General features: G+C 63.6%; 19 protein-coding genes. 9 read left to right on the forward strand and 10 right to left on the reverse strand.

What is annotated here, in order from left to right:
* The first annotated feature begins 19 nt into the window (after positions 1-19).
* On the forward strand, positions 20-763 hold the full coding sequence (gene cobA / locus NTD82_RS27090; RefSeq protein ID WP_262130938.1) for a uroporphyrinogen-III C-methyltransferase: 744 nt from the start codon (positions 20-22) through the stop codon (positions 761-763).
* A gap of 67 nt (positions 764-830) precedes the next feature.
* Here cobA and NTD82_RS27095 read toward each other — a convergent pair whose 3' ends face one another.
* The 9 genes from NTD82_RS27095 to ppsA form a co-directional block, all read right to left on the reverse strand.
* Entirely contained in the window at positions 831-1,868 is a 1,038-nt protein-coding gene (locus NTD82_RS27095) for an OmpA family protein (protein WP_262130939.1), read from the reverse strand.
* Positions 1,869-1,976: 108 nt separating this feature from the next.
* Entirely contained in the window at positions 1,977-2,567 is a 591-nt protein-coding gene (gene sigX, locus NTD82_RS27100) for an RNA polymerase sigma factor SigX (protein ID WP_175653824.1), read from the reverse strand.
* 88 nt (positions 2,568-2,655) lie between these two features.
* Complete coding sequence (locus NTD82_RS27105; RefSeq protein ID WP_095155701.1) at positions 2,656-3,480, reverse strand: mechanosensitive ion channel family protein; 825 nt, start codon at positions 3,478-3,480, stop codon at positions 2,656-2,658.
* A gap of 2 nt (positions 3,481-3,482) precedes the next feature.
* On the reverse strand, positions 3,483-3,731 hold the full coding sequence (locus NTD82_RS27110; RefSeq protein ID WP_095155700.1) for a CrfX protein: 249 nt from the start codon (positions 3,729-3,731) through the stop codon (positions 3,483-3,485).
* 101 nt (positions 3,732-3,832) lie between these two features.
* Positions 3,833-4,828: a zinc transporter ZntB gene (locus NTD82_RS27115; protein ID WP_095155699.1), complete on the reverse strand. Its 996-nt coding sequence runs from the start codon at positions 4,826-4,828 to the stop codon at positions 3,833-3,835.
* Between the two features lie 28 nt (positions 4,829-4,856).
* Positions 4,857-5,345 (reverse strand): ribonuclease E activity regulator RraA, encoded by a 489-nt coding sequence (gene rraA, locus NTD82_RS27120; RefSeq protein WP_095155698.1) that lies wholly within the window; start codon positions 5,343-5,345, stop codon positions 4,857-4,859.
* A 92-nt stretch (positions 5,346-5,437) separates the two neighbouring features.
* On the reverse strand, positions 5,438-5,737 hold the full coding sequence (locus tag NTD82_RS27125) for a Rieske (2Fe-2S) protein (protein ID WP_262130940.1): 300 nt from the start codon (positions 5,735-5,737) through the stop codon (positions 5,438-5,440).
* Positions 5,738-5,789: 52 nt separating this feature from the next.
* Positions 5,790-6,782: an alpha/beta fold hydrolase gene (locus NTD82_RS27130; RefSeq protein WP_262130941.1), complete on the reverse strand. Its 993-nt coding sequence runs from the start codon at positions 6,780-6,782 to the stop codon at positions 5,790-5,792.
* Positions 6,783-6,891: 109 nt separating this feature from the next.
* Positions 6,892-9,267, reverse strand: coding sequence for a phosphoenolpyruvate synthase (gene ppsA / locus NTD82_RS27135; protein WP_095155695.1), 2,376 nt, complete (start codon positions 9,265-9,267; stop codon positions 6,892-6,894).
* A 176-nt stretch (positions 9,268-9,443) separates the two neighbouring features.
* Here ppsA and NTD82_RS27140 point away from each other — a divergent pair, with 176 nt between their 5' ends.
* Positions 9,444-10,262 carry a pyruvate, water dikinase regulatory protein gene (locus NTD82_RS27140; RefSeq protein WP_095155729.1) on the forward strand — a complete coding sequence of 273 codons (819 nt, stop codon included), beginning with the start codon at positions 9,444-9,446 and terminating at the stop codon, positions 10,260-10,262.
* A 162-nt stretch (positions 10,263-10,424) separates the two neighbouring features.
* On the opposite strand, the gene NTD82_RS27145 is transcribed toward NTD82_RS27140, so the two are convergent.
* Entirely contained in the window at positions 10,425-15,290 is a 4,866-nt protein-coding gene (locus tag NTD82_RS27145; RefSeq protein ID WP_262130942.1) for an NAD-glutamate dehydrogenase, read from the reverse strand.
* Between the two features lie 341 nt (positions 15,291-15,631).
* Between NTD82_RS27145 and NTD82_RS27150 the strand changes: the two genes are divergently transcribed.
* From NTD82_RS27150 to NTD82_RS27180, 7 genes are all read left to right on the forward strand, one after another.
* Positions 15,632-15,982, forward strand: coding sequence for a hypothetical protein (locus NTD82_RS27150; protein ID WP_262130943.1), 351 nt, complete (start codon positions 15,632-15,634; stop codon positions 15,980-15,982).
* 161 nt (positions 15,983-16,143) lie between these two features.
* Positions 16,144-17,103: an AAA family ATPase gene (locus NTD82_RS27155; RefSeq protein ID WP_095155692.1), complete on the forward strand. Its 960-nt coding sequence runs from the start codon at positions 16,144-16,146 to the stop codon at positions 17,101-17,103.
* Positions 17,104-17,107: 4 nt separating this feature from the next.
* Positions 17,108-18,052, forward strand: a complete 945-nt coding sequence (locus NTD82_RS27160; RefSeq protein WP_095155691.1) for a DUF58 domain-containing protein — start codon at positions 17,108-17,110, stop codon at positions 18,050-18,052.
* The gene (locus tag NTD82_RS27165) at positions 18,049-18,543 is read left to right on the forward strand and encodes a DUF4381 domain-containing protein (RefSeq protein WP_095155690.1); all 495 of its coding nucleotides are present in this window, start codon (positions 18,049-18,051) and stop codon (positions 18,541-18,543) included. The genes NTD82_RS27160 and NTD82_RS27165 overlap by 4 nt, the downstream gene beginning before the upstream one ends.
* A complete protein-coding gene (locus tag NTD82_RS27170; RefSeq protein WP_175653837.1) occupies positions 18,536-19,624 on the forward strand; it encodes a vWA domain-containing protein in 1,089 nt (362 codons plus the stop codon). The genes NTD82_RS27165 and NTD82_RS27170 overlap by 8 nt, the downstream gene beginning before the upstream one ends.
* Positions 19,621-21,345: a VWA domain-containing protein gene (locus NTD82_RS27175; protein WP_262130944.1), complete on the forward strand. Its 1,725-nt coding sequence runs from the start codon at positions 19,621-19,623 to the stop codon at positions 21,343-21,345. The genes NTD82_RS27170 and NTD82_RS27175 overlap by 4 nt, the downstream gene beginning before the upstream one ends.
* The gene (locus NTD82_RS27180; RefSeq protein WP_262130945.1) at positions 21,342-22,961 is read left to right on the forward strand and encodes a BatD family protein; all 1,620 of its coding nucleotides are present in this window, start codon (positions 21,342-21,344) and stop codon (positions 22,959-22,961) included. The genes NTD82_RS27175 and NTD82_RS27180 overlap by 4 nt, the downstream gene beginning before the upstream one ends.
* Positions 22,962-22,973: the final 12 nt, after the last annotated feature.

The following is a 22,973-nucleotide window of genomic DNA, read 5'->3' on the forward strand; positions in this document are numbered from 1 at the left end:
ACCTGACGAGGAACCGCTCATGAACGCAAAAATCTGGCTGGTGGGTGCCGGCCCCGGCGACCCGGAGTTGCTGACCCTCAAGGCCGTGCGTGCGCTGCGCGAGGCCGAGGTGGTCATGCTCGATGATCTGGTCAACCCGGCAATCCTCGAGCACTGCCCGCAGGCGCGGGTGATCCGGGTCGGCAAACGCGGCGGCTGCCGCTCCACGCCGCAAGCGTTCATCCAACGCCTGATGCTGCGTCACGCCCGCCAAGGGCGCTGCGTGGTCAGGCTCAAGGGTGGCGATCCCTGCGTCTTCGGTCGGGGCGGCGAAGAAGCCGCATGGTTGCAGGCCCGCGGTGTCGAGGTGGAACTGGTCAATGGCATTACCGCCGGTCTGGCTGGCGCAACCCACTGCGGTATTCCGCTGACCCTGCGCGGGGTCAGTCGCGGCGTTACGCTGGTGACCGCCCACACTCAGGACGACAGCAGCCTGAACTGGCAGGCACTGGCGCAAAGCGGCATGACCCTGGTGGTGTACATGGGCGTGGCCCGGCTGACCGATATCCAGCAAGGGCTGTTGGCGGGTGGTATGAGCAAGGAAACGCCGGTGGCGATGATCGAAAACGCTTCGCTACCGCAGCAACGGGAATGCCGCAGCCAGCTTCAGTGCATGGCAGTAGATGCCGCGGCCTTCGAGCTCAAGAGCCCGGCGATACTGGTCATCGGCGAGGTTGTGAGTGGCGCGATTGCCAGTCTGGAACTGGAGCGCGAGGCGGGCTGAGGGGGGTAAATCGCAGGCAAAGAAAAGCCCGGCCTGAGCCGGGCTTTTCAGTAGTGCGTCAGACCAATTACTTGGCTTGAGCTTCTACTTGAGCTTCAACGCGACGGTTGACAGCGCGACCAGCTTCGGTGGCGTTGTCAGCTACCGGACGGGACTCACCGTAGCCAACCGATTGAACGCGGCTCGACTCAACACCGTACTGACCGGTCAGAACCTGCTTGACGGCGCTAGCGCGACGCTCGGACAGTTTCTGGTTGTAAGCGTCAGGACCGACGGAGTCAGTGTGACCTTCAACAGTGGTGGTGGTCGACGGGTACTGCTTCATGAAGTCAGCCAGGTTCTTGATGTCGCCGTAGCTGTTTGGCTTGACGACCGACTTGTCGAAGTCGAACTTGACGTCCAGCTCAACGCGAACGACTTCGGCAACAGCCGGGCAGCCATCAGCGTCAACGGTAACGTTGGCTGGGGTGTCAGGGCACTTGTCGACGTTGTCGCAAACGCCGTCGTTGTCGCTGTCGGAGCAGACGTCAGCAACTGGAGCAGGTGCTGGAGCAGCGGCTGGCTTGGAGCCGCCACCGAAGTTCAGGCCGACACCAACGCTTGGCGCCCACTCGGTGTCGCCCTGGTCGATGTTGTACTGAGCTTCAACGCCAGCACGGGCGTAGAAGTTGTCGGTGAAGTACAGCTTGGCACCAGCGCCCAAGTTGGCGAAGGTGGAGCCGTTACGACCACCGCGGCCGGTCTGGCCGATGCTCTGGTCAGAGAAACCAGCGGATACGTATGGACGCACCAGGTCGCCTGGGTTGTTGAAGTGGTACAGAGCATCCAGGGCGGTGTTCGAACCCTTGATGTTCTTGCCATCTTCGCCACGGGCGTTATGAACTTCGTCATAGCCCAGACGCAGTTCAACGTCGTCGGTCAGGAAGTAACCGATCGAACCACCGAACAGGTTGCCGTCGTTTTTGAAGTCGCGCTGGCTGTCGAAGTATTCTTTCTTGTAGAAGCCTTCGACCTCGACCGCGCCTTGGCCTTGTGCCAGAGCGCCGAGCGAAGTTGCGGCAACAAGAGAACCAATGGCCAAGCCCAAGGTGTTTTTCAATTTCATCCGTTAAATCCCCATCTGGTGATAGTTAAGCAGTCCCACAACTCAGGGGGACAACTCGTCGGCAAGTCTAGCAGAACTCGCCAAACCGTTAGAGAATTTTCCGACAGACTAAGTTTCAACCTGCCCGGAAAATTTCTCTCGTAGCTTGTCCAGCGCACGCTTGTAGCGCATTTTCGTCGCGCTCAAGCCCATATGCATGATGTCGGCAATTTCCTGAAATTCGAGTTCTGCGACAAATCGTAGCACCAGAATTTCACGGTCAATGGGATTCACGTGAATCAGCCATCTGTCCAGTCCGCCCTTCTCTTCAGGCTTCGGAGACTTCTCTTCAGAGGCCTCTTCAACCGGATCCAGACTCAAGGCATCCATCAACCGACGCTTACGCCGCTCCTTGCGATACTGGGTAATGCATTCGTTATAGGTAATGCTGTAGAGCCAGGTCTTGAACTTCGATTTACCTTCGAAGTTCTTCAAACCGTAGAGCACCTTCAGCATCACCTCCTGACAGACATCGTCGGCATCGCGATCGTTCCCGAGATAACGTGCACAGACGTTAAAAAGGGTTCGCTGATAGCGCCGCATGAGCTCTTCATAGGCGCGGGTAACATGAAATAGTTCCTCATGCGAACGCGCCACAAGCTCCTCATCGGTGAGCTCGCGGGGGTCGTAACGCATGGGCAACGAGTGGACTTTATTCAAAAAAAATCAGGCCGACAGTCAGGTATTCGTCGCCGCCAGCCCGGAGGGGGCCATTTTGCGGCGGCATACAGTAGCAGGATTTGCCCGGTCAGCGGCTATTGACCCGCTGTTCCAGCAGCGTGCGGTTGGACAGCGAAACCAGCTCGCCGTCATCCGTCAGCACGACTGTCTTGACCGTCCCGATCTCTTCGATCTGCCCTTCGACGTCTCCAATCTGCACCTGCTGGCCCACCTGATAGAGCTCGCGCACGTAGATGCCGGCAAGAATCTGCCCGGCAATTTCACGGCTGCCCAGGCCCATTGCCAGCGCAACGGCCAGACCAACGGTAATCAGACCGATGACGATCACGTGGTTGAGCAGGTCGGTTTTCACTTCGAGCTGGCTGATGGCCACCGAAATGCTGATGACGATCACCAGGCCCTGGGCGATGCGCCCAACGCCCGTGGCGTACTCCAGGCCGATGCCTTCGGCGGCGCCACGCACCAGACCGTTGACCACCTGAGCCAGCAGTACGCCGACCAGCAGCACCAGCGCCCCGCCGAAGACTTTGGGCAGGTACAGGGCGAGCATGTCCAAGGTCGCCGAGACGCGCTCAAGGCCCAGGGACTCGGCAGCCGAGACCAGGAACACCAACAGGATGAACCAATAGACGATCTTGCCGATCAGGGTCGAAATCGGCACCTGGATACCGACCCGGCTGAGCATCTTGGTCAGGCCGGTGCCGCCCATCAGGCGATCGAGGCCAATTTTGGCAAGCAGTTTGGACAGCAGGGTGTCGAGCAGCTTGGCGACAACGAAGCCAAGCAGCACGACAACCAGCGCGCCAAACAGATTCGGGATGAAGTTCGCGACTTTGGTCCACAACGCGGTCATCGCGGTGACCAGGCTCTGGGTCCAGAGATCAAGTTCCATATTCAATCGGCCTTATCAGCTTTACGGACGGAAGCGGTGCGGCGGACCGGCGCAACGTGCGCCGAGCCATTATTGATGGCGATCATCAGCGCCTGGCTCCAGCGGCCAAGCAGGCTGAACAGATCGCCGGCGCCGACCTGACGGTTGGCGGTTTTCAGGACACGCCCGAGGCAGGCATCGTCATCGCGGTCCTGACCGGACGGCGACGCGTTGAGCATGTCTCGCAGGGATTGTTCAAACGGATCGTGCATGGGCACCTCGCGCAATGTCAGTCAAAGACGAGACGCTCGTCCCATGGGTCACATGAACAATTCGTACAGAGGTCAGGGAGGAAATCGACACGTCAGCGCTCTCAGACCCAACGCAGGCGGCGGAACAGCCACCATTGGCCCAAGGCCAGCCCCAGCACCAGAAAACTGGCGAACAGGAAGCCATAGGGGCTCTCGGAGCCGGGAATGCCGCCAACGTTGATGCCCAGCAGCCCGGTAACGAAGCTCATGGGCAGGAAGATGCAGGTAATGATGCCGAAACGGTACATGGTGCGGTTCATGCGTTCGCTCAAACGCCGGTCCTCGCTCTCCAGCACCAGCGCCACCCGCTCGCGGGTCAGCTCCAGCTCTTCCAGGTAGCGGGTCAGGCTGTTGTTGAGCTCGTTCCAGTAGTCGGCGTCGTCTTCGACGAACCACGGCCACTTGTTGCGCGCCAGTTGCGCGTAGATTTCCCGCTGTGGCGCAAGGAACCGGCGCAAGCCTGCGGCGCGGCGGCGCATCTGCTGCAGGTCGCCATGTTCCGGGGCATAGCGGTCGTCGGCCTCGAGCTTTTCTTCCTCGATATCGACCTGTTCGGAAAGGTCGGACACCACCGCCTGCACCTTGTCGGTGAGCAACTGGGCAAGGGTCAGCAGCAACTCGGAGGCGGTCTTCGGACCGAGCCCTTCATCCAGTTGTTGCAGCAGTTCGTCGGTAGCCCGCAACGGCCGCAAACGCAGGGAAATCACCCGCTGGGCCTGGGCAAAGATACGCACCGAGACCATGTCTTCAGGCTCGGCGCCGGGATTGAGATTGATGCCGCGCAGGAACAACAGCATTTGCGCGTCGGGCAGCGGCAACAGCCGCGGTCGGGTGTTTTCTTCCAGCAGCAGGTCGCAGGCGAACTGATTCAGGCCGCTGTCCTGGCGCAGCCAGGTCTGGGTTTGCGGATGACCGCGGTCCCAATGCAGCCAGAGACTCTGCTCCGGCTGCAGGACCAGATCGTCCAGTTCAGTCCGAGCGATGGAACGCGCACCGCCCCTGCCATCGAGAACCAGGGCATGAACCAGCCCCCACTGCGCGTTTTCTTCCTCGAACATCCTTTCTCCATCGACCTGTTTTAAGTGGTTACTCGGGCATCTTCAGCGGACTTGGCGAAACGATCACGCCGTTGTTGTCGGCATAGATGTACTCGCCCGGGCGGAAGGTGACGCCGGCGAAGGTCACCGCGACGTTCAGGTCGCCGATGCCACGCTTGTCGGTCTTCATCGGGTGGCTGGCCAGCGCCTGCACGCCCACGTCGGTCTGCGCCAGGACATCCACGTCACGCACGCAGCCGTATATCACCAGGCCTTCCCAACCATTTTTGGCGGCCTTTTCGGCAAGCATGTCGCCCAGCAGCGCGCGGCGCAGCGAACCGCCGCCGTCGACCACCAGGACCTTGCCCTTGCCGTCGAGATCGACCTGCTCCTTGACCAGCGAGTTGTCCTCGAAGCACTTGATGGTGACGATCTCACCGCCGAACGAATCGCGGCCGCCGAAGTTGCTGAACATCGGCTCCAGCACCTGTACCAGCTCAGGGTAGGCGTCGCACAAATCGGGCGTTACGTAATGCATGAGAAACTCCTGTCATTGATCAAGAAATGGATGTCGGAACTCACACGATCATTGAAACAGACGAAGCCTGGCAATACGGCTTTAGACCCAGGCTACACGTCGATTCCAACACGGTCACCTTCATACGCCAACCTGAAGATGTTCAACCCCGGACACCCCGGCTGCACCGCTCGCCCCGAAGACAGGCTGAACGCCAGACCGTGACGCGGGCAGCGCAGTTGGTCGCCTTCCAGCGTCGCGGCACTGAGCGGCGCGCCCTGATGCGGGCAACGGTCCTCAATCAGCACCGGCCGATTGTCCACGACCAACAGCAGGAGCGTCTGGCCGTTGACCCTGAACGTCCTGCGATAACCTTCTTCGAGATTGATCAAACGCTCGAGCGGAACGAACATGGAAAACGCCCAGAAAACATAAAGTGACCAGAAATACGACAAGCGTCACATCTTAGCCGCTAACCGGCTCCGGAGAAACGCCTGCTTCTTGCCCCGTAATCGCCAGCGGATCGCTCAACCAGCGCTCCACCAGCGGCCAGACCTGCGCCTGCGCGGGTTTGCTAACCAGCATATCCACATGTCCGAAGTTGTCGAACCCGTCTTCCTGGCCCAGCCGCAGAAAACGTTTGTGCTCGCTGCCGATCTGCTCGAACAGCTTGCGGCACGCCCACACCGGATCCTGATGATCACCCGCGCCTGCCACTGCCAGTACCGGCACCTGAACCTCGGCCAGACCAGCCCACCAGTTCCGCTCCTTGTCGCCGAAACGACCGAAAAGACCGAACCAGCGCATGCTTTCGATGGCCAGGCCGATCGGCTCGTCTTCCGGACCACGCTTGAGGCGCGAACCGGACAGATGGGCAAAGCGCTTGAGCAGCACGCGGCCGCCCCACTCCACCGGCGGAATCTTCAGCGGCCAATAGGTACGGCTGACCTGGGTGCCGAAAAACGCCGCGCTGGCGATCAGTTCTTCATTCAAATAGCGCCCACCGAGCGCCGCCGCCAGGGTCGTGCCGCCCAATGAGTGGCCGAGCCAGTGTGCGGGCCGGCCGGTTTGCTCGTTAACGAACGCGGCAATGGCCGGAAGGTCGTAGCTGGCGTAGTCGGCGACCCGGTTGTAACGGTAATCGCGGTTGCGTGGCGACAGGCCATGGCCGCGCATTTCCGGAATCCACACATCGAACCCCGCCCGCGCCAGATGAGCGCCCAGGCCGATGCCTTTGGGCGAAAACCAGAAACGCCGGTTGGAAAAACTGCCATGCAGAAGGATGACGGGCGCGCCGCGCACATCGTTCTGATCGGCCATGCCAAGGCGGGTCAACGCCAGCTCGACACTCCGGTCAGGGCTGTTGCCGGCCTTCAGGCGGTACACGTCCTCGCTCAGGTCGCCGCAACGTTCGGCCCTGAGCAAGGCCACGGGAAAAAGACTACTGCTGCTTTGCATAGGGGTTCTTGCACAAAAAAGGGCGCGTCCGTCAATGGACCCGCCCTGGATGAAACCGTTGAAGCGGTCGCTGCCGGACTTGCGCAGACGACCGCTCCAGTACCCGCGATCAGTTCGCGTTCTGACCTTCAGCCAGGAAGAACCAGGTTTCCAGTACCGAGTCCGGGTTCAGCGAGACACTTTCGATGCCCTGTTCCATCAGCCATTTGGCCAGGTCAGGGTGGTCCGAAGGGCCCTGACCGCAGATGCCGATGTACTTGCCGGCCTTGTTACAGGCCTGGATGGCATTGGACAGCAGCTTCTTGACCGCCGGATTACGCTCATCGAACAGGTGCGCGATGATGCCCGAGTCACGGTCCAGGCCCAGGGTGAGCTGGGTCAGGTCGTTGGAACCGATGGAGAAACCATCGAAGTACTCGAGGAACTCCTCGGCCAGGATGGCGTTGGACGGCAGTTCGCACATCATGATCACGCGCAGACCGTTGACACCACGGCCCAGGCCTTTCTCGGCGAGCAGGTCGACGACCTGGCTGGCTTCGCCCAGGGTACGCACGAACGGCACCATGATCTCGACGTTGGTCAGGCCCATGACATCGCGAACACGCTTGAGCGCACGGCATTCCAGGTCGAAGCAGTCACGGAACGACTCGCTGATGTAACGCGAGGCACCGCGGAAGCCCAGCATCGGGTTCTCTTCTTCCGGCTCGTACAGCTTGCCGCCGATCAGGTTGGCGTATTCGTTGGACTTGAAGTCGGACAGGCGAACGATGACCTTCTTCGGCCAAAACGCTGCGGCCAGGGTGCTGATGCCCTCGACCAGCTTCTCGACGTAGAACTCGACCGGGTCGTTGTAGCCGGCGATGCGCTTGTCGACGCTCTCTTTCAGCTCTTGCGGCAGGCCCGCGTAGTTCAGCAGCGCCTTCGGGTGCACGCCGATCATGCGGTTGATGATGAATTCCAGACGCGCCAGACCGACACCGGCGTTGGGCAACTGGGCGAAGTCGAAGGCGCGATCCGGGTTGCCGACGTTCATCATGATCTTGAACGGCAAATCAGGCATGGCGTCGACCGAGTTCTGACGAATGTCGAAGCCCAGCTCACCTTCGAAGATGAAGCCGGTGTCGCCTTCGGCGCAGGAAACGGTGACGCCCTGGCCGTCTTTCAGAACCTGGGTGGCGTTGCCGCAACCGACCACGGCCGGGATACCCAGCTCACGGGCGATGATCGCCGCGTGGCAGGTACGGCCGCCGCGGTTGGTGACGATGGCGCTGGCGCGCTTCATGACCGGTTCCCAGTCCGGGTCGGTCATGTCGGAAACCAGCACGTCGCCCGGCTGGACCTTGTCCATCTCGGAAACGTCGTGGATCACGCGAACCTTGCCGGCGCCGATGCGCTGGCCAATGGCACGGCCTTCAACCAGAACGGTGCCCTTTTCCTTCAGCAGGTAGCGTTCCATGACGTTGGCGCTGGAGCGGCTCTTCACGGTTTCAGGACGGGCCTGAACGATGTACAGCTTGCCGTCGTCGCCGTCTTTGGCCCACTCGATGTCCATCGGACGCTGGTAGTGCTTCTCGATGATCATCGCCTGCTTGGCCAGCTCGGCCACTTCGGCATCGCTCAGGCAGAAACGGGCGCGGTCGGCGCGATCCACGTCGACCACCTTGACCGAACGACCGGCCTTGGCTTCGTCGCCGTAGATCATCTTGATCGCCTTGCTACCCAGGTTACGGCGCAGGATGGCCGGGCGACCGGCTTCGAGGGTGTTCTTGTGAACGTAGAACTCGTCCGGGTTGACCGCGCCCTGGACCACGGTTTCACCCAGGCCGTAGGCGCCGGTGATGAAGACCACGTCACGGAAGCCCGATTCGGTGTCGAGGGTGAACATCACGCCCGCCGTTCCGGTTTCCGAACGGACCATGCGCTGCACGCCGGCAGACAGGGCGACCAGTTTGTGGTCGAAGCCCTGGTGCACGCGGTAGGAAATGGCACGGTCGTTAAAGAGGGAAGCGAACACTTCCTTGGCCGCGCGGATCACGTTGTCCACGCCGCGGATGTTCAGGAAGGTTTCTTGCTGGCCGGCGAAGGAAGCGTCCGGCAGGTCTTCGGCGGTGGCGGACGAACGCACGGCGACGGCCATGTTGTCGTTGCCCTGGGCCATTTCGGCGAAGGCGGTGCGGATTTCCGCATCGAGCCGCGCCGGGAACTCGGCATCCATGACCCACTGACGAATCTGCGCACCGGTCTTGGCCAGGGCGTTGACGTCATCCACGTCCAGCGCGTCGAGCGCGGCGTGGATCTGATCGTTCAAACCGCTCTGTTCGAGGAAATCACGGTACGCCTGAGACGTAGTGGCAAAGCCGCCGGGGACCGATACACCGGCGCCCGCGAGGTTACTGATCATCTCGCCGAGGGATGCGTTCTTGCCCCCCACGTGCTCCACATCATGGACGCCGAGCTTATCGAGGGAAACTACGTACTCTACCAAGGTGATCTCTCCACTAACTGTGTTGGAAAAGCTCAGGACGCCGGCGTACCCCTGTGGGATCGACCGGGCGCTTGTGGCCTGGACCTGGAAAATAAGTGAGAATGCCGACGATCTCGTTCGGCAAACCGAACCTATCATATCCAAGATTCGTCACCAGCTTAAGGCCCATGGCGCAAATGAAACGATCTGCTTTCTTCATTTCCGACGGCACCGGCATCACTGCGGAGACCCTCGGGCAAAGTCTTCTGGCGCAGTTCGAGAACATTCCGTTCAATAAATTCACGCGACCCTACATCGATAGCGTGGAAAAAGCGCGCGTCATGGTACAGCAAATCAACGCCGCCGCTGAGCGTGACGGCATGCGCCCGATCATCTTCGACACCATCGTCAACCAGGACATCCGCGAGATCCTGGCGACCTCGAACGGCTTCATGATCGACATCTTCTCGACCTTCCTGGCCCCGCTGGAGCAGGAGTTGACCGCCCATTCGTCGTACTCGGTGGGCAAATCCCACTCGATCGGCGGCAACTCCAACTACATGGAGCGCATCGAAGCGGTCAACTTCGCCCTCGACAACGACGACGGCGCTCGCACCCACTACTACGACAAGGCCGACCTGATCCTGGTTGGCGTGTCTCGCTGCGGCAAGACCCCGACCTGTCTGTACATGGCCATGCAATTCGGTATTCGGGCGGCGAACTACCCGCTGACCGAAGACGACATGGAGCGCCTGCAACTGCCGACGGCCTTGAAAAATCATCAGCACAAGCTGTTCGGCCTGACCATCGACCCGGACCGCCTGACCGCCATTCGTCACGAGCGCAAGCCCAACAGCCGCTACGCCAGCTTCGCCCAGTGCGAGTTCGAAGTGCGCGAAGTGGAGAATCTGTTCCGCCGGGAGAATATTCCGAATATCAATTCCACGCATTTCTCGGTGGAAGAGATTTCGGCGAAGATTCTGGTGGAGAAAGGGGTGGAGCGGCGGTTCAAGTAAAACGCTGATTTTGTTGGGATCTCAAGGTCGTCATCGCTGGCAAGCCAGCCACAAAGTCCGGTGTAAGCAATACCTGTGGAGCTGGCTTGCCAGCGAGGCGGCTTGAAGCCCACAAAAAAGCCCCGGCATCACTGCCGGGGCTTTTTCATTTCAGCTCACACCTCAGGAAGGCAACACCGTCGCCTGCCCGCTCAGCGCCAGGTCCACCAGCTCGCGGTTGGCGACCGCGTACATGGCGTAATCGGTGCCGGTCGCGGCGCGCAGGTCGTCGAGCATGGCGCGCCAGCGCTCGACCATCACCCGGTGCTGCTCCATCCACAGCGCCACGCGGGCGTCCATGTCGTCCGGGGCATCGGCCATTTGCAGCACGGAAATGGTGATCGCGCGCTGTTGCAGGTCGATATCGTCGCGGAACGCTTCGCGGGCCAGGGCCTGCCAGTTGTTTTCCACCGGCAGGTTGCTGATTTCCTGCAAGTACCAGGTCAGTTCCAGCGCACTGCCCACGGCGAAGAACGCCTTGGCCACCTGTGCCGGGTCGTGGCCGGTGACGTCGGACGCCTCGATGATCGGCAGCAAGGTGTACAGGTGCGTGGTGCCTGCGACCATGCGGGCCAGCAATTCCGGCACGCCGGCTTCGACAAAGCTCTGGTAGCGGGTCTGCCAGCGGTCGCGGGTCGGGCCTTCGAGCAGTTCGTCGAGTTTCAGGCCCAGCGCGGCGATCTGTGGACCGAAGTGCGCGACGTCACGCCCGGCGTCCTGCTCGTTGCGGCGGCTGCGCAGGAACCAGCGGGTCGCGCGGCGGCCCAGGCGCATCAGTTCGTCCATCAGGGTCAGCTGGACTTCCGCCGGCACCTGGTAATCCAGCGCTTCGATCTGACGGAACCAGTGCGGCAGGTGGAAGATGTCACGCACGATCACATATGCCCCAGCCACGTTCGCCGGGCTCATGCCGGTGGACTCTTTCAGGCGCTGGACGAAGGTGATGCCCATGTTGTTGACCAAGTCGTTGGCGATCTGGGTGCTGACGATCTCGCGTTTCAGACGGTGACGACGCATGGCGTCGGCGAACTTGTGCACCAGCGACGGCGGGAACGCGGTCTCCATGTCACGCGTCAGGTAGTCGTCATCCGGCACCAGCGACTTGAGCAGGGCTTCCTTGAGGTCGATCTTGCTGTAGGAGATCAGCACCGACAATTCGGCGCGGCTCAAGCCTTGGTTGGCCGCAAGGCGCTCGGCCAGTTGCTCTTCCGACGGCAGGAACTCGATCGCCCGGTCCAGCTTGCCGCGGCTTTCCAGGTCGGCCATCAGGCGCTTGTACTCGGCGATGCGCTCTCTGGCCCGGCGCGCGGCCAGGGACAGGGCCTGGGTCTGTTTGTAGTTGTTGCCCAGCACCAGCGCGGCCACTTCGTCGGTCATGCTGCCGAGCAACTGGTTGCGCTGTTTCTCGGTCATGTCGCCGGCCTGCACCACTTCGTTGAGCAGGATCTTGATGTTGACCTCGTGGTCGGAGCAGTCCACGCCACCGGCGTTGTCGATGAAGTCGGTGTTGGTGGCGCCGCCGTTCAGGCCGAACTCGACCCGGCCAAGCTGGGTCATGCCCAGGTTGCCGCCCTCGCCCACTACCTTGCAGCGCAGCTCGTTACCGTTGACCCGCAGCGCGTCGTTGGCCTTGTCGCCGACATCGGCGTGGCTTTCGCTGCTGGACTTGACGTAAGTGCCGATACCGCCGTTCCACAGCAGGTCCACCGGCGCTTTGAGCAGTGCGTTGAGCAGCTCGGTCGGGGTCAGTTTGTCGGCTTCGATGGCGAAGCGTTCCTTCATCTGCGGGGTGATGGCGATGCTCTTCGCGCTGCGCGTGAAGATGCCGCCGCCCTCGGACATGATGCTGGTGTCGTAGTCGCTCCAGGCCGAACGCGGCAGGTCGAACAGGCGCTTGCGCTCGGCGAAGCTGGTGGCCGGATCCGGATTAGGGTCGATGAAGATGTGCAGGTGGTTGAAGGCTGCCACCAGTTGCAGGGTCTCGGACATCAGCAAGCCGTTGCCGAACACGTCGCCGGCCATGTCGCCGACGCCGACCACGGTGATGCTGTCTTTTTGCACGTTGATACCGCGTTCGCGGAAGTGGCGCTGCACGCCGACCCAGGCGCCACGGGCGGTGATGCCCATTTTCTTGTGGTCGTAGCCGGCCGAGCCGCCCGAGGCGAAGGCGTCGCCGAGCCAGAAGCCGTAGTCGATGGCGATGCCGTTGGCGATGTCGGAGAAGGTCGCTGTGCCTTTGTCGGCCGCTACCACCAGGTAGGGATCGTCTTCGTCATGCCGCACCACGTTGGCCGGTGGTACTACGCCGCCGTCCTTGAGGTTGTCGGTGATGTCCAGCAGACCGGAGATGAAGATGCGGTAGCAGGCGATACCTTCAGCGGCGATGTCATCACGGCTGCCGCCCAGCGGCAGGCGACGCGGCAGGAAGCCGCCCTTGGCGCCCACCGGCACGATCACCGAGTTCTTCACCTGCTGGGCTTTTACCAGACCCAGCACTTCGGTGCGGTAGTCTTCCTCGCGGTCCGACCAGCGCAGGCCGCCCCGCGCGACGTTGCCGAAGCGCAGGTGCACGCCTTCGACCCGCGGCGAGTAGACGAAGATCTCGAAGCGCGGCACCGGTTTTGGCAGTTCGGGGATGAGCTTGGGGTTGAACTTGAAGCTGAAGTAGGACTTGTTCTGACCGTTGGCGTCCGGCTGATAGAAGTTGGTGCGCAGGGTCGCCTTGATCAGGTCCAGGTAGCGCCGCAGGATACGGTCTTCGTTGAGCACCTGGACGTCGTCCAGTGCCGTGAGGATCGCCTGTTCCAGACGCTGCTGCTTGTCATCGAGGTCTTCGCTGGTGAGCTTGCGCGCCAGGTAGAAGCGGGTCTTGAACAGGCGGGTCAGCTCGCGGGCGATGTCGGTGTGGTTGTTCAGGGTGCTGGCGATGTAGCCGAGGTCGAAGCCCAGGCGGATCTGCTTGAGGTAGCGGGCGTAGGCACGAAGCAGCGCGACGTCGCGCCACGGCAGGCCGGCGGTCAGGACCAGGCGGTTGAAGGCGTCGTTTTCCGCATCGCCGTTGACGATGTGGACGAAGGCGTCCTGCAGGGTGTCGTTGAGCTGCTGGATATCCAGCTCGACGCCCTCGGCGGTGGTGAAGGCGAAGTCATGAATCCAGAACTCGCGGCCATTGCTGTGGCGCAAGCGATACGGGAACTCGCCCAGCACGCGCAGGCCGAGGTTTTCCAGGATCGGCAACACGTCCGACAGGGCAAGCGGGGTATCGGCGTGGTACAGCTTGCAGTGCAGTAGCTGTTTACCGGTCTGGGTCAGCGGCTGGTAGAAGCTCATCACCAGCGGCTTGCCCTCGGACAGGTTGAGCAGGTGCTGCATGTCCACCACCGCCGAGTGCGCGGCGAAACGCTCGCGGTAGCCGGCCGGGAAGCCTTTCGGGAAGTCCGCCAGGACGTTGGTGCCCTGGGCTTCGCCGAAGTTCTCGACGGTCAGCGCGGCGTAGTCGTCCTGCCACGAACGGCAGGCCTGGATCACTTCGTTTTCCAGTTGTTTGGCGTCGATATCGATGCGGTTCTTCGGATCGACCCGCAGGATCAGTTGCACCCGCGCCAGCACCGATTCGGAGAAGAAGGTCCAGAACTCGCAGTCGCTGGCCTTCAGGCGCTCCATCAGGACCTGCTGGATCTTCTGCCGCACTTCGGTGGAGTAGATGTCACGCGGAACGTAGGCCAGGCAGTAGCAGAAGCGACCGTACGGGTCTTTGCGCAGGAACACGCGGATCTTGTTGCGCTCCTGGATCTGCACGATGGACATGACGGTGCTGAACAGCTCGTCCACCGGGGTCTGGAACAGGTCGTCGCGCGGCAGCACTTCGAGGACCTGGGCCAGTTCCTTGCCCAGGTGCGCCTTGGCGTCGAAGCCCGAACGGCGCTCGACTTCGGCGACCTTGCCGCGAATGTACGGGATCTGGTGCACGCTCTCGCCGTACACCGACGAGGTGTACAGGCCCATGAAGCGGCATTCCTTGATGACCTTGCCGTCGGCGTCGAGCTGGCGGATCGACACGTAATCCGGGTAAGCCGGACGGTGCACGCGGCTCGGGTGAGCGGCCTTGGCGAAGGACAGCAGCAGCGGTTCGTTCAGGTAGTTGACCGCGTAATCTTCGATACGCAGGTCTTCGGTGGTCAGGCCGGCGCGCAGCAGGCGGGTCAGGCCGAGGAACGACTGCTCGTCGTAGACCAGTTGGCCGCCCTGGGCATCGCCGTTGACCACGAATTCTTCATAGCCGAGGAAGGTGAAGTGGTTGCCCACCAGCCACTCCAGGAAGCTCTGGATCTCGGATTTCTCGGTTTGCGCCGGGGCATACGGGGTCTGCTCCACCAGCGCCAGCAAGTCGCGGACCTTGGCCTTCATCGGCTCGAAGTCGGCCACGGCGACGCGCACTTCGGCCAGCACCTGGGTCAACTCATGGGTCAGCACGCCGAGTTCGGTGTTGTTGGCGCAGCGGTCGATCTCCAGGTACATCAGCGATTCTTGCAGCACGTCCTCGCCGTGGGTGCCCTTGGGCAGGATTTCCAGCAGTTCGCCCTTGGCCCCGCGACGCGTGCTCAGCACCGTGGTCTGCAGGGTGTGGATGCTGTAGCCGCGACGGTTCAGCTCGGTACGCACCGAGTCGACCAGGAACGGCAGGTCATGGTGCAGGACTTCCACGGCGGTGTGGGTCGACTGCCAGCCATGACGCTCGTAATCGGGGTTGTAGACGTTGACCTGAGGTTGGCTGTGATCGAAGCGCTCGATCATGCGCCAGGCAGAGAGGGTGCAACCGACCAGGTCGGACAGGCGCCGCTGGGTCAGTTCGTCCAGAGAGATGATGCCGAAGAACTGCTCGGCGAACAGCGCCACTTGTGGCAGTGCCTGCTCGCTGATGTGCTGGGCCAGGGCCGCTTTCAGTTGATGCTGGAAGTCGGCTTTGCTGGCTGCGGTGAAGAACGCCATCTGTGGTACTCCGCTTGGGCTTTGTTATTGGGTGAAGCGTCGCGCGTGTCCGCTTTATCCCGCATCAACCATAGCCAATGACGGGCAAAGCGCAGAGGAAATCCGAAAGAGCGGGTGCCGGGATGACCGACTGGTCACACCGGGATGGACATCTGCAAAAACCACTGCCACTGAAGCCGGCTGCGTCTTTACGGGTGTCCATCGACAACGCAGCTTAACGACAGCCCACCCGGCCCTGCTTGCGGCGCTGCGACATATTCGGACAACGAGGAGCAACGGAAGATTTATCCCGTGAGCGAACACTGGCACACTCGCGTTTCAATTCCTTTATCGAGCCGCCCATGCAACTGACCGCCCAACTGGCCTTCGCCAACCCTTGCGATGATGAAGAAGACAACCTGGCCACCGTCGGCTGCCAAAGCGACAAGAACCAGTTGTTCATCATCAGCCGCTACCCGCACGAAGACAGAGTGGACCTCATGCTCGACGAAGAAGGCGCCACCGTCCGCGACCTGAAGGTGACACTCAGCGACACCCGCCTGCTGGTCGAGCTGGCGGCCGGGTCTACCGACCTGTTCGAAGACGATGTGCTGGAAATCCGCCTGGACAACGCCATCATCGACGCGGATGAAGTCGAACAGACCCTGCGCGTGATCCTCGACGGCACCGGCACCTTCGTCAGCGAGCGCTGAGTGCAACAGGGCCGGGCAGCGCGCCCGGCCCCTTGCCGCGATCTGCCCCCGAAGAATTTCCCCCGGCACCGTTAGTCGGCGACCCCACGGATGGATTAAAGTATCAACCCCTGCCCGGGGCCGTTCGCCGGCCCCGCGCGTCATTCCAGGAACCGTCGACGATGGAACACCGTGAAGCGCTGGTCGCGCTGCGCACCTTTCTTTCAACCCAGATCCTTGGCCAGGAAAAACTGGTTGAACGCCTGCTGATCGTGCTCCTGGCCGACGGCCACATGCTGGTCGAAGGCGCACCGGGCCTTGCCAAGACCAAGGCCATCAAGCAACTGGCCGACGGGATCGAGGCGCAGTTCCATCGCATCCAGTTCACCCCCGACCTGCTCCCCGCGGACATCACCGGCACCGAAATCTATCGGCCGGAGACCGGCAGCTTCGTGTTCCAGCAGGGGCCGATCTTCCACAACCTGGTGCTCGCCGACGAAATCAACCGGGCCCCGGCCAAGGTGCAATCGGCGCTGCTCGAAGCCATGGCCGAGCGCCAGGTCAGCGTCGGCCGCAGCACCTACGAGCTGTCGCCGCTGTTCCTGGTGATGGCCACGCAAAACCCGATCGAGCAGGAAGGCACCTACCCGCTGCCCGAAGCCCAGCTCGACCGTTTCCTGATGCACGTGAAGATCGGCTTCCCGGACGCCTCGGTGGAGCGACGCATTCTGTCGCAAGCCCGCGGCGAAGCCCTCAACGGTGAAACCAAGCCGGAACGCCGGGTCACCCAGCAGGCGATCTTCGCCGCCCGCAAGGAAATCCTCGGCCTGTACATGGCCGACGCGGTGGAGGAGTACCTGGTGCAACTGGTCATGGCCACCCGCAACGGCGCCAAGTACGACGCCGAGCTGGGTGACTGGATCGCCTACGGCGCCAGCCCGCGCGGCTCGATCGCCCTCGATCGCTGCGCCCGGGCCCACGCCTGGCTGGCCGGGCGCGACTTCGTCAGCCCGGAAGATATCCAGGCGGTGCTGTTCGACGTGCTGCGTCACCGCGTCATTCTTTCTTTCGAAGCCGAGGCCGCCGGTATCGACCAGGACCGGGTGATCCAGCGCGTCCTCGACGTCGTCGCTGTCGCCTGACCCCATGCCCAGCCAACTGTTGAACGCGCCCGGCATCCGCATCAGCCTCGCCGAGCTGATCGAGATGCGTCACCGGGTGCGTGAGGTACGCCTGTTTTCCGCCCCCGGCCAGCGCAGCCCGCTGGTCGGCCTGCACCACTCGCGCCTGCGCGGGCGCGGTGTGGACTTCGACCAGGTGCGGGTCTACCAGGCCGGCGACGACGTGCGCAACATCGACTGGCGCGTCACCGCCCGCACCCAGGAGCCGCACACCAAGCTGTTCCACGAAGAGCGCGAGCGGCCGATCTTCATCCTCGTCGAACAAAGCCGGCGGCTGTTCTTCAGCTCTGGCCTGATGTTCAAGTCGGTGCTCGCCGCCCAGGCTGCGGCGCTGTTCGGCTGGGCCGCGCTGGGCCACAACGACCGGATCGGCGGCCTGGTGTTCGGCGACAACGAGCACTACGAAATCAAACCGCGACGCAGCAAGCAGAGCCTGCTGCAACTGCTCAACCGCCTGGCCCGGGTCAATCAGTCGCTGCACACCGAAGCCGTGACCCAGGGCGACAACCTCGGCACCGCGCTGCGCCGCGCCCGCGAGGTGCTGCGTCCCGGCAGCCTGGCCATCATCATTTGCGACGAGCGGGCGCTGAACCCCAGCGTCGAACAGCAACTGGGCCTGCTGTCGCGGCATTGCGACCTGCTCCTGCTGCCGCTCTCCGACCCGCTCGACCACGCCCTGCCCGCCGCCGGCCTGCTGCGCTTCGCCCAGCGCGGCGCGCAACTGGAGTTGGACACCCTCGATGCCAACCTGCGCCAGAGCTACCGTCAACTGAGCGAAGCGCGGATCGCGCGCTGGGAACTGCTCGCGCAGAAACTGCGGGTGGTGTTGATGCCCTTGAGCACCCAGAGCGAAATGATCGAGCAATTGCGCGAATACCTCGACCCCCAACGCGCCGGCAAGCCGCGATGAACCCTCTGGCGCAACTGCAACCGCTGATCGCCCCCGAGCCGATCAGCGCCTGGCCCCCCGCTCCCGGCTGGTGGGCGCTGCTGCTGATCCTGCCGTTGCTGGGCTGGGGCCTCTGGCGGCTGCGCCACTGGCGACCGCGCAAAGCGCCGTTGCCACGCGCCGAGCAACCGCTGGACCCGATCCGCGTCGCCGCCCTGGCCGAACTGGCGCAGCTGCCCAAACCCTACGACGGCGCGCCGGCCGGCGCCTGGCTGCAGCAGATCAACGCGCTGCTCAAGCGCCTGTGCCGCAACCACTACCCGGAAAGCCACAGCCACACCCTCAATGGCCGGCAGTGGCTGGCATTTCTCGACAACCGTTGCCCGGCCGCCGGGCTGACGCGCTGGATGGTGCTGGTGGAAGGCGCCTACAAGCCCGAATGCCGGCTGGACGACAAAGCCATCGCCGGACTCAACCAGTCCGTCGAAACCTGGATTCGCAAGCATGTTTGAACTGGCCTGGCCCTGGGTCTTCGCCCTGCTCCCGCTGCCCTGGCTGGCACGCCTGGTGCTGCCGGCCGCGGACAGCGGCGAGCCGGTGCTCAAAGTCAGCTTCCTCGACGAGCTGGAAGGCCTGGCCGGTCGCCGCGCGCGGCTGAACCTGCCGACCTGGCGTCAGCAGGCGCCGTTCGTGCTGATCTGGCTGCTGCTGTTGCTGGCCGCCGCCCGCCCGCAATGGCTGGGCGAGCCGCTGCCGGTAGCCGCCAGCGGGCGCGATTTGCTGGTGGCGGTGGATGTCTCTGGCTCCATGGACTTCCCCGACATGAGCTGGGAAGGCGAAGACGTCAGCCGCCTGGTGCTGGTCAAACAACTGCTCGGTGACTTTCTCGAACAACGCGAAGGCGACCGCGTCGGGCTGATCCTGTTCGGCAGCCAGGCCTACCTGCAGGCGCCGCTGACGTTCGACCGACGTACCGTGCGCAGCTTCCTCGACGAGGCGCAGATCGGCATCGCCGGCAAGAACACCGCCCTCGGCGACGCCATCGGCCTGGCCGTGAAACGCCTGCGGATGCGCCCGACCGACAGCCGCGTGCTGATCCTGGTCACCGACGGCGCCAACAACGGCGGGCAGATCCACCCGCTGACCGCGGCGCGGCTGGCGGCCCAGGAAAGCATCCGCATCTACACCATCGGCATCGGCGCCAGCGCCGAGGAAAACGGCACCGCTGGCCAACTGGGGCTCAACCCCAGCCTTGACCTGGACGAAGCCTCGCTGCGGGAAATCGCCCAGATCACCCATGGCGAATACTTCCGCGCCCGCGATGGCGCCGAACTCAAGACCATCGGCGAAACCCTCGACCTGCTGGAACCGGTGGAACAACAACCAACCCAGGCGCGCACCGCCGAAGCGCTGTATGCCTGGCCACTGGCGGCGGCGTTGCTGCTCAGCCTGGCGTTGGTGCTGCGCGAACGCTGGCCCGACCATCTGGTGCAAAAGCTGCTGCAACGCCTGTTGCGTCGCCCGGACTTTCTCCAGCCGCACCCGGAATGGCGCGAACGGCTGAAACGCCTGCGCCTGCGGAGGCGCCGATGATCGACCTCTGGCCCTACTGGCTACGCCCACTCTGGCTGCTGTTATTGCCCGTGCTCGGCTGGCTGCTGTGGAAACTCTGGCACCGGCAGAAACGCGCCGGCCGCTGGCAGATGATCCTGCCGCCGGCCTTCCACGGCGTACTGCTCGGCGGCGGCAGCGGCCACGACAGCAAACTGCCGTGGATCGCCCTCGGCCTGGCCTGGTTGCTGGGCGTGCTGGCCCTGCTCGGGCCGAGTTGGCAGCGCCTGGAAGAAACCCGCCAGCGCCCCGCCGACCCGCTGGTGATCCTGCTCGAACTGACCCCGGCGATGCTCGCCGAAGACAGCCCACCCTCACGCCTTGAACAGGCGCGGCGGAAAGTCCTCGACCTGCTGAAACACCGCAGCGACAGCCAGACCGCCATCGTCGTCTATGCCGGTAGCGCGCACACGCTGGTGCCGCTGTCGGATGACCTGGGCACCAGCCGCAACCTGCTCGAAGCGCTGGAACCGGGCATCATGCCGCAACCCGGACAACGCGCCGACCTGGCGCTGCGCAAGGGCCTGGCACTGCTGGCCCAGGGCGCCCTCGGCCAGGGCCGGGTGCTGCTGATCGCCTCGTCTCTCAGTGAAGAAGAACGCCAGGGCATCGCCCAGGCGCTCGGGCGCAACGGCCCGGCCCTGCTGATGCTGGGCGTGGGCAGCGCCGAAGGCGCACCGGTGAAACAGGCCAGCGGCGAATTCATCAAGGACGCCGACGGTGCGATCCTCCTGCCGCGACTGGACAGCGCCAGCCTCAAGCCCTTTATCAACGACCTCGGCGGCCGCTACCGGCATGCGCGCATCGACGACCTCGACCTGCGCGGCCTCGGCCTGTTCGACAACCCCCGGGCCCTGAGCAGCGACGGCCAGACCGTGCAGCTCGATAACTGGGCCGACCAGGGTTACTGGCTGCTGCTGCCCCTGTTACTGCTGGCCGCCTGCGCCGGGCGGCGCGGCTGGCTGTTCTGCCTGCCGCTGTTGCTCTGCCTGCCGCAACCGGCCCACGCCTTCGAATTCAGTGAGCTGTGGCGCCGCCCCGATCAGCAGGGCCAGCACCTGCTGGAAAAAAAGCGTCCGGCCGAAGCCGCGAAGCACTTCAAAGACCCGCAATGGAAAGGCTGGGCCCTCTACGAAGCCGGTGACTACGCCGGCGCCGCCCGCCAGTTCGCCCTCGACGACAGCGCCAGCGGCCACTACAACCGTGGCAACGCCCTGGCCCGCGGCGGCGAGCTGGAAGCCGCGGTGGATGCCTACGAAGAAGCGCTGGAGCGTCAGCCCGATCTGCAACCGGCGCTGACCAACAAGGCCCTGGTGGAACAACTGCTGCAACAACGCCAGCAGGAACAGCCACCGGAGCAAAAGGAACCCGAGCCGGAAGACACGCAACAGTCCGGCCAGCAGATGCCCGGCGACAGCAACGAGAACAGCCAGCAAAACAGCAACCAGAGCGAAACCGGACAACCCGGCGACGAACCGGAAGAACACCAGGAACCCGGCGACAGTCAGACGCAGCAGAACAGCAGCGGCGATGACGACGAATCCGTGACCCAGCCGCCGCAGCGCCCTACCGGCAGCAACCTCGACGTCGAACAGCGCCAGGCGCTGGAACAATGGCTGCGGCAGATCCCGGACAACCCGGCGCAACTGCTGCGGCGCAAATTCTGGTACGAACAGCAACAACATCAGGAAACCCATCGATGAGCCGCGTCTGCGCCTTCGTGTTCTGTCTTCTTTTCGGCCCGCTGGTTCAGGCCGCGGAGCTCCATGCCAGCGTCGACCGCGCCCGGCTGAGCACCGCCGAGACCCTGGAACTGACCCTGGAAATCCAGGACGTGACCCAATTCGGCAAGCCGGACCTCGCGCCGCTGCAGGCCGACTTCGAAGTCCGCGGCACCCGCCAGCTCAACAGCCTCAACACCCTCGACGGGCAGAACGAGGCCACCACCCGCTGGGTGGTCACGCTGATGCCACGGCGGGCCGGCACCCTGCAAATCCCGCCGCTGCACCTGGGCGAGTTGCACAGCGAAGCCATCGAATTGCAGGTCGAGGCCGCGCAGGACAGCCCGGCGACGATCCTCGCCCCGGTGTTCATCGAAGCCAGCCTCGACCAGAACGACATCTACGTGCAGGCCCAGGCGGTACTGACCCTGCGCATCTACCACTCGGTGTCGCTGTACGACGACAGCAGCCTCAGCCCGTTGCAGATCGACGGGGTGAAGATCGAACCGCTGGGCGAGTCGCGCACCTACGAAAAACTGATCAACGGTATCCGCCATGGCGTGATCGAGATGCGCTACGCGCTCTACCCGCAGCGCAGCGGCGAAGTCACGGTGCCGCCCCTGACCTTCAGCGCCACCAGTGCCGGCAGCGACAGCGACAACCCGGGCAACCCCGGCAACAGCCAGGTGCGGGTCAGCTCGCGCGAGTTGCCGTTGCAGGTGCGCCCGATCCCCGCCGACTACCCGGCGGGCCTGGCCTGGTTGCCGGCGCGCAGCCTGACCCTGGAAGAACACTGGAGCCCGGACCCGAGCCAGGGGCCGACGCAGATTGGTGATTCGCTGACCCGAACCATCACGATCAAGGCCGAAGGGCTCTCCAGCACCCAATTGACGCCCCTGCCCGGCACCGAAGTGCCGGGGCTGCGGCGCTACCCGGACCAGCCACAACTGCGCAACCAGATCGACGAACGCGGCCTGATCGGCAGCCGCGAAGAACGCGAGGCCCTGGTGCCGACCCACAGCGGCGCACTGGAGTTGCCCAGCCTGGAACTGGTCTGGTGGAACACCCGCGAAAACCATCTGGAGCGCAGCAGCCTGCCCGCGCGCAGCCTCAACGTGCAGGACAACCCGGCGCTGAGCGCGGAAACCCCGAGCGCGACACCGGCAAGCGACGGCCAGCCGCTGTGGCCGTGGCAACTGAGCACGTTGGTGTTGGCGCTGACCACGTTGGCCGGTTTCGCCCTGTGGTGGCGCGCCCGTTCGCAGCCGGCGGTGCTGCGTGCTGCGCAGACCGGGCCGAGCCCGCGCACCCTGCTCGACGACCTCAAGCGCGCCTGCCAGGCCAACGACTCCCACGCCACCCGCCAGGCCCTCGACGCCTGGGCCCGGCAACAGCCGCAGACCCTGGCGGACATGGCGGCGCGCTTCGTGCCGCTGTCCGATGCCCTCGACGGTCTCAACAGCGCGCTGTACAGCGAGGCGGGACAGTATTGGCAAGGCGATGAACTGTGGCGGGCGATCAGCACCATTCCCACGGCGGAACAGGCGCAGCCGGCGCAGGGCGAGAATGGCGGGTTGCCGCCGTTGTATCCGAAGTAGGGAATCTGCAGC

It is taken from the genome of Pseudomonas sp. 5P_5.1_Bac1 (assembly GCF_025466015.1).
In the GTDB taxonomy this organism is placed as follows: Bacteria; Pseudomonadota; Gammaproteobacteria; order Pseudomonadales; family Pseudomonadaceae; genus Aquipseudomonas.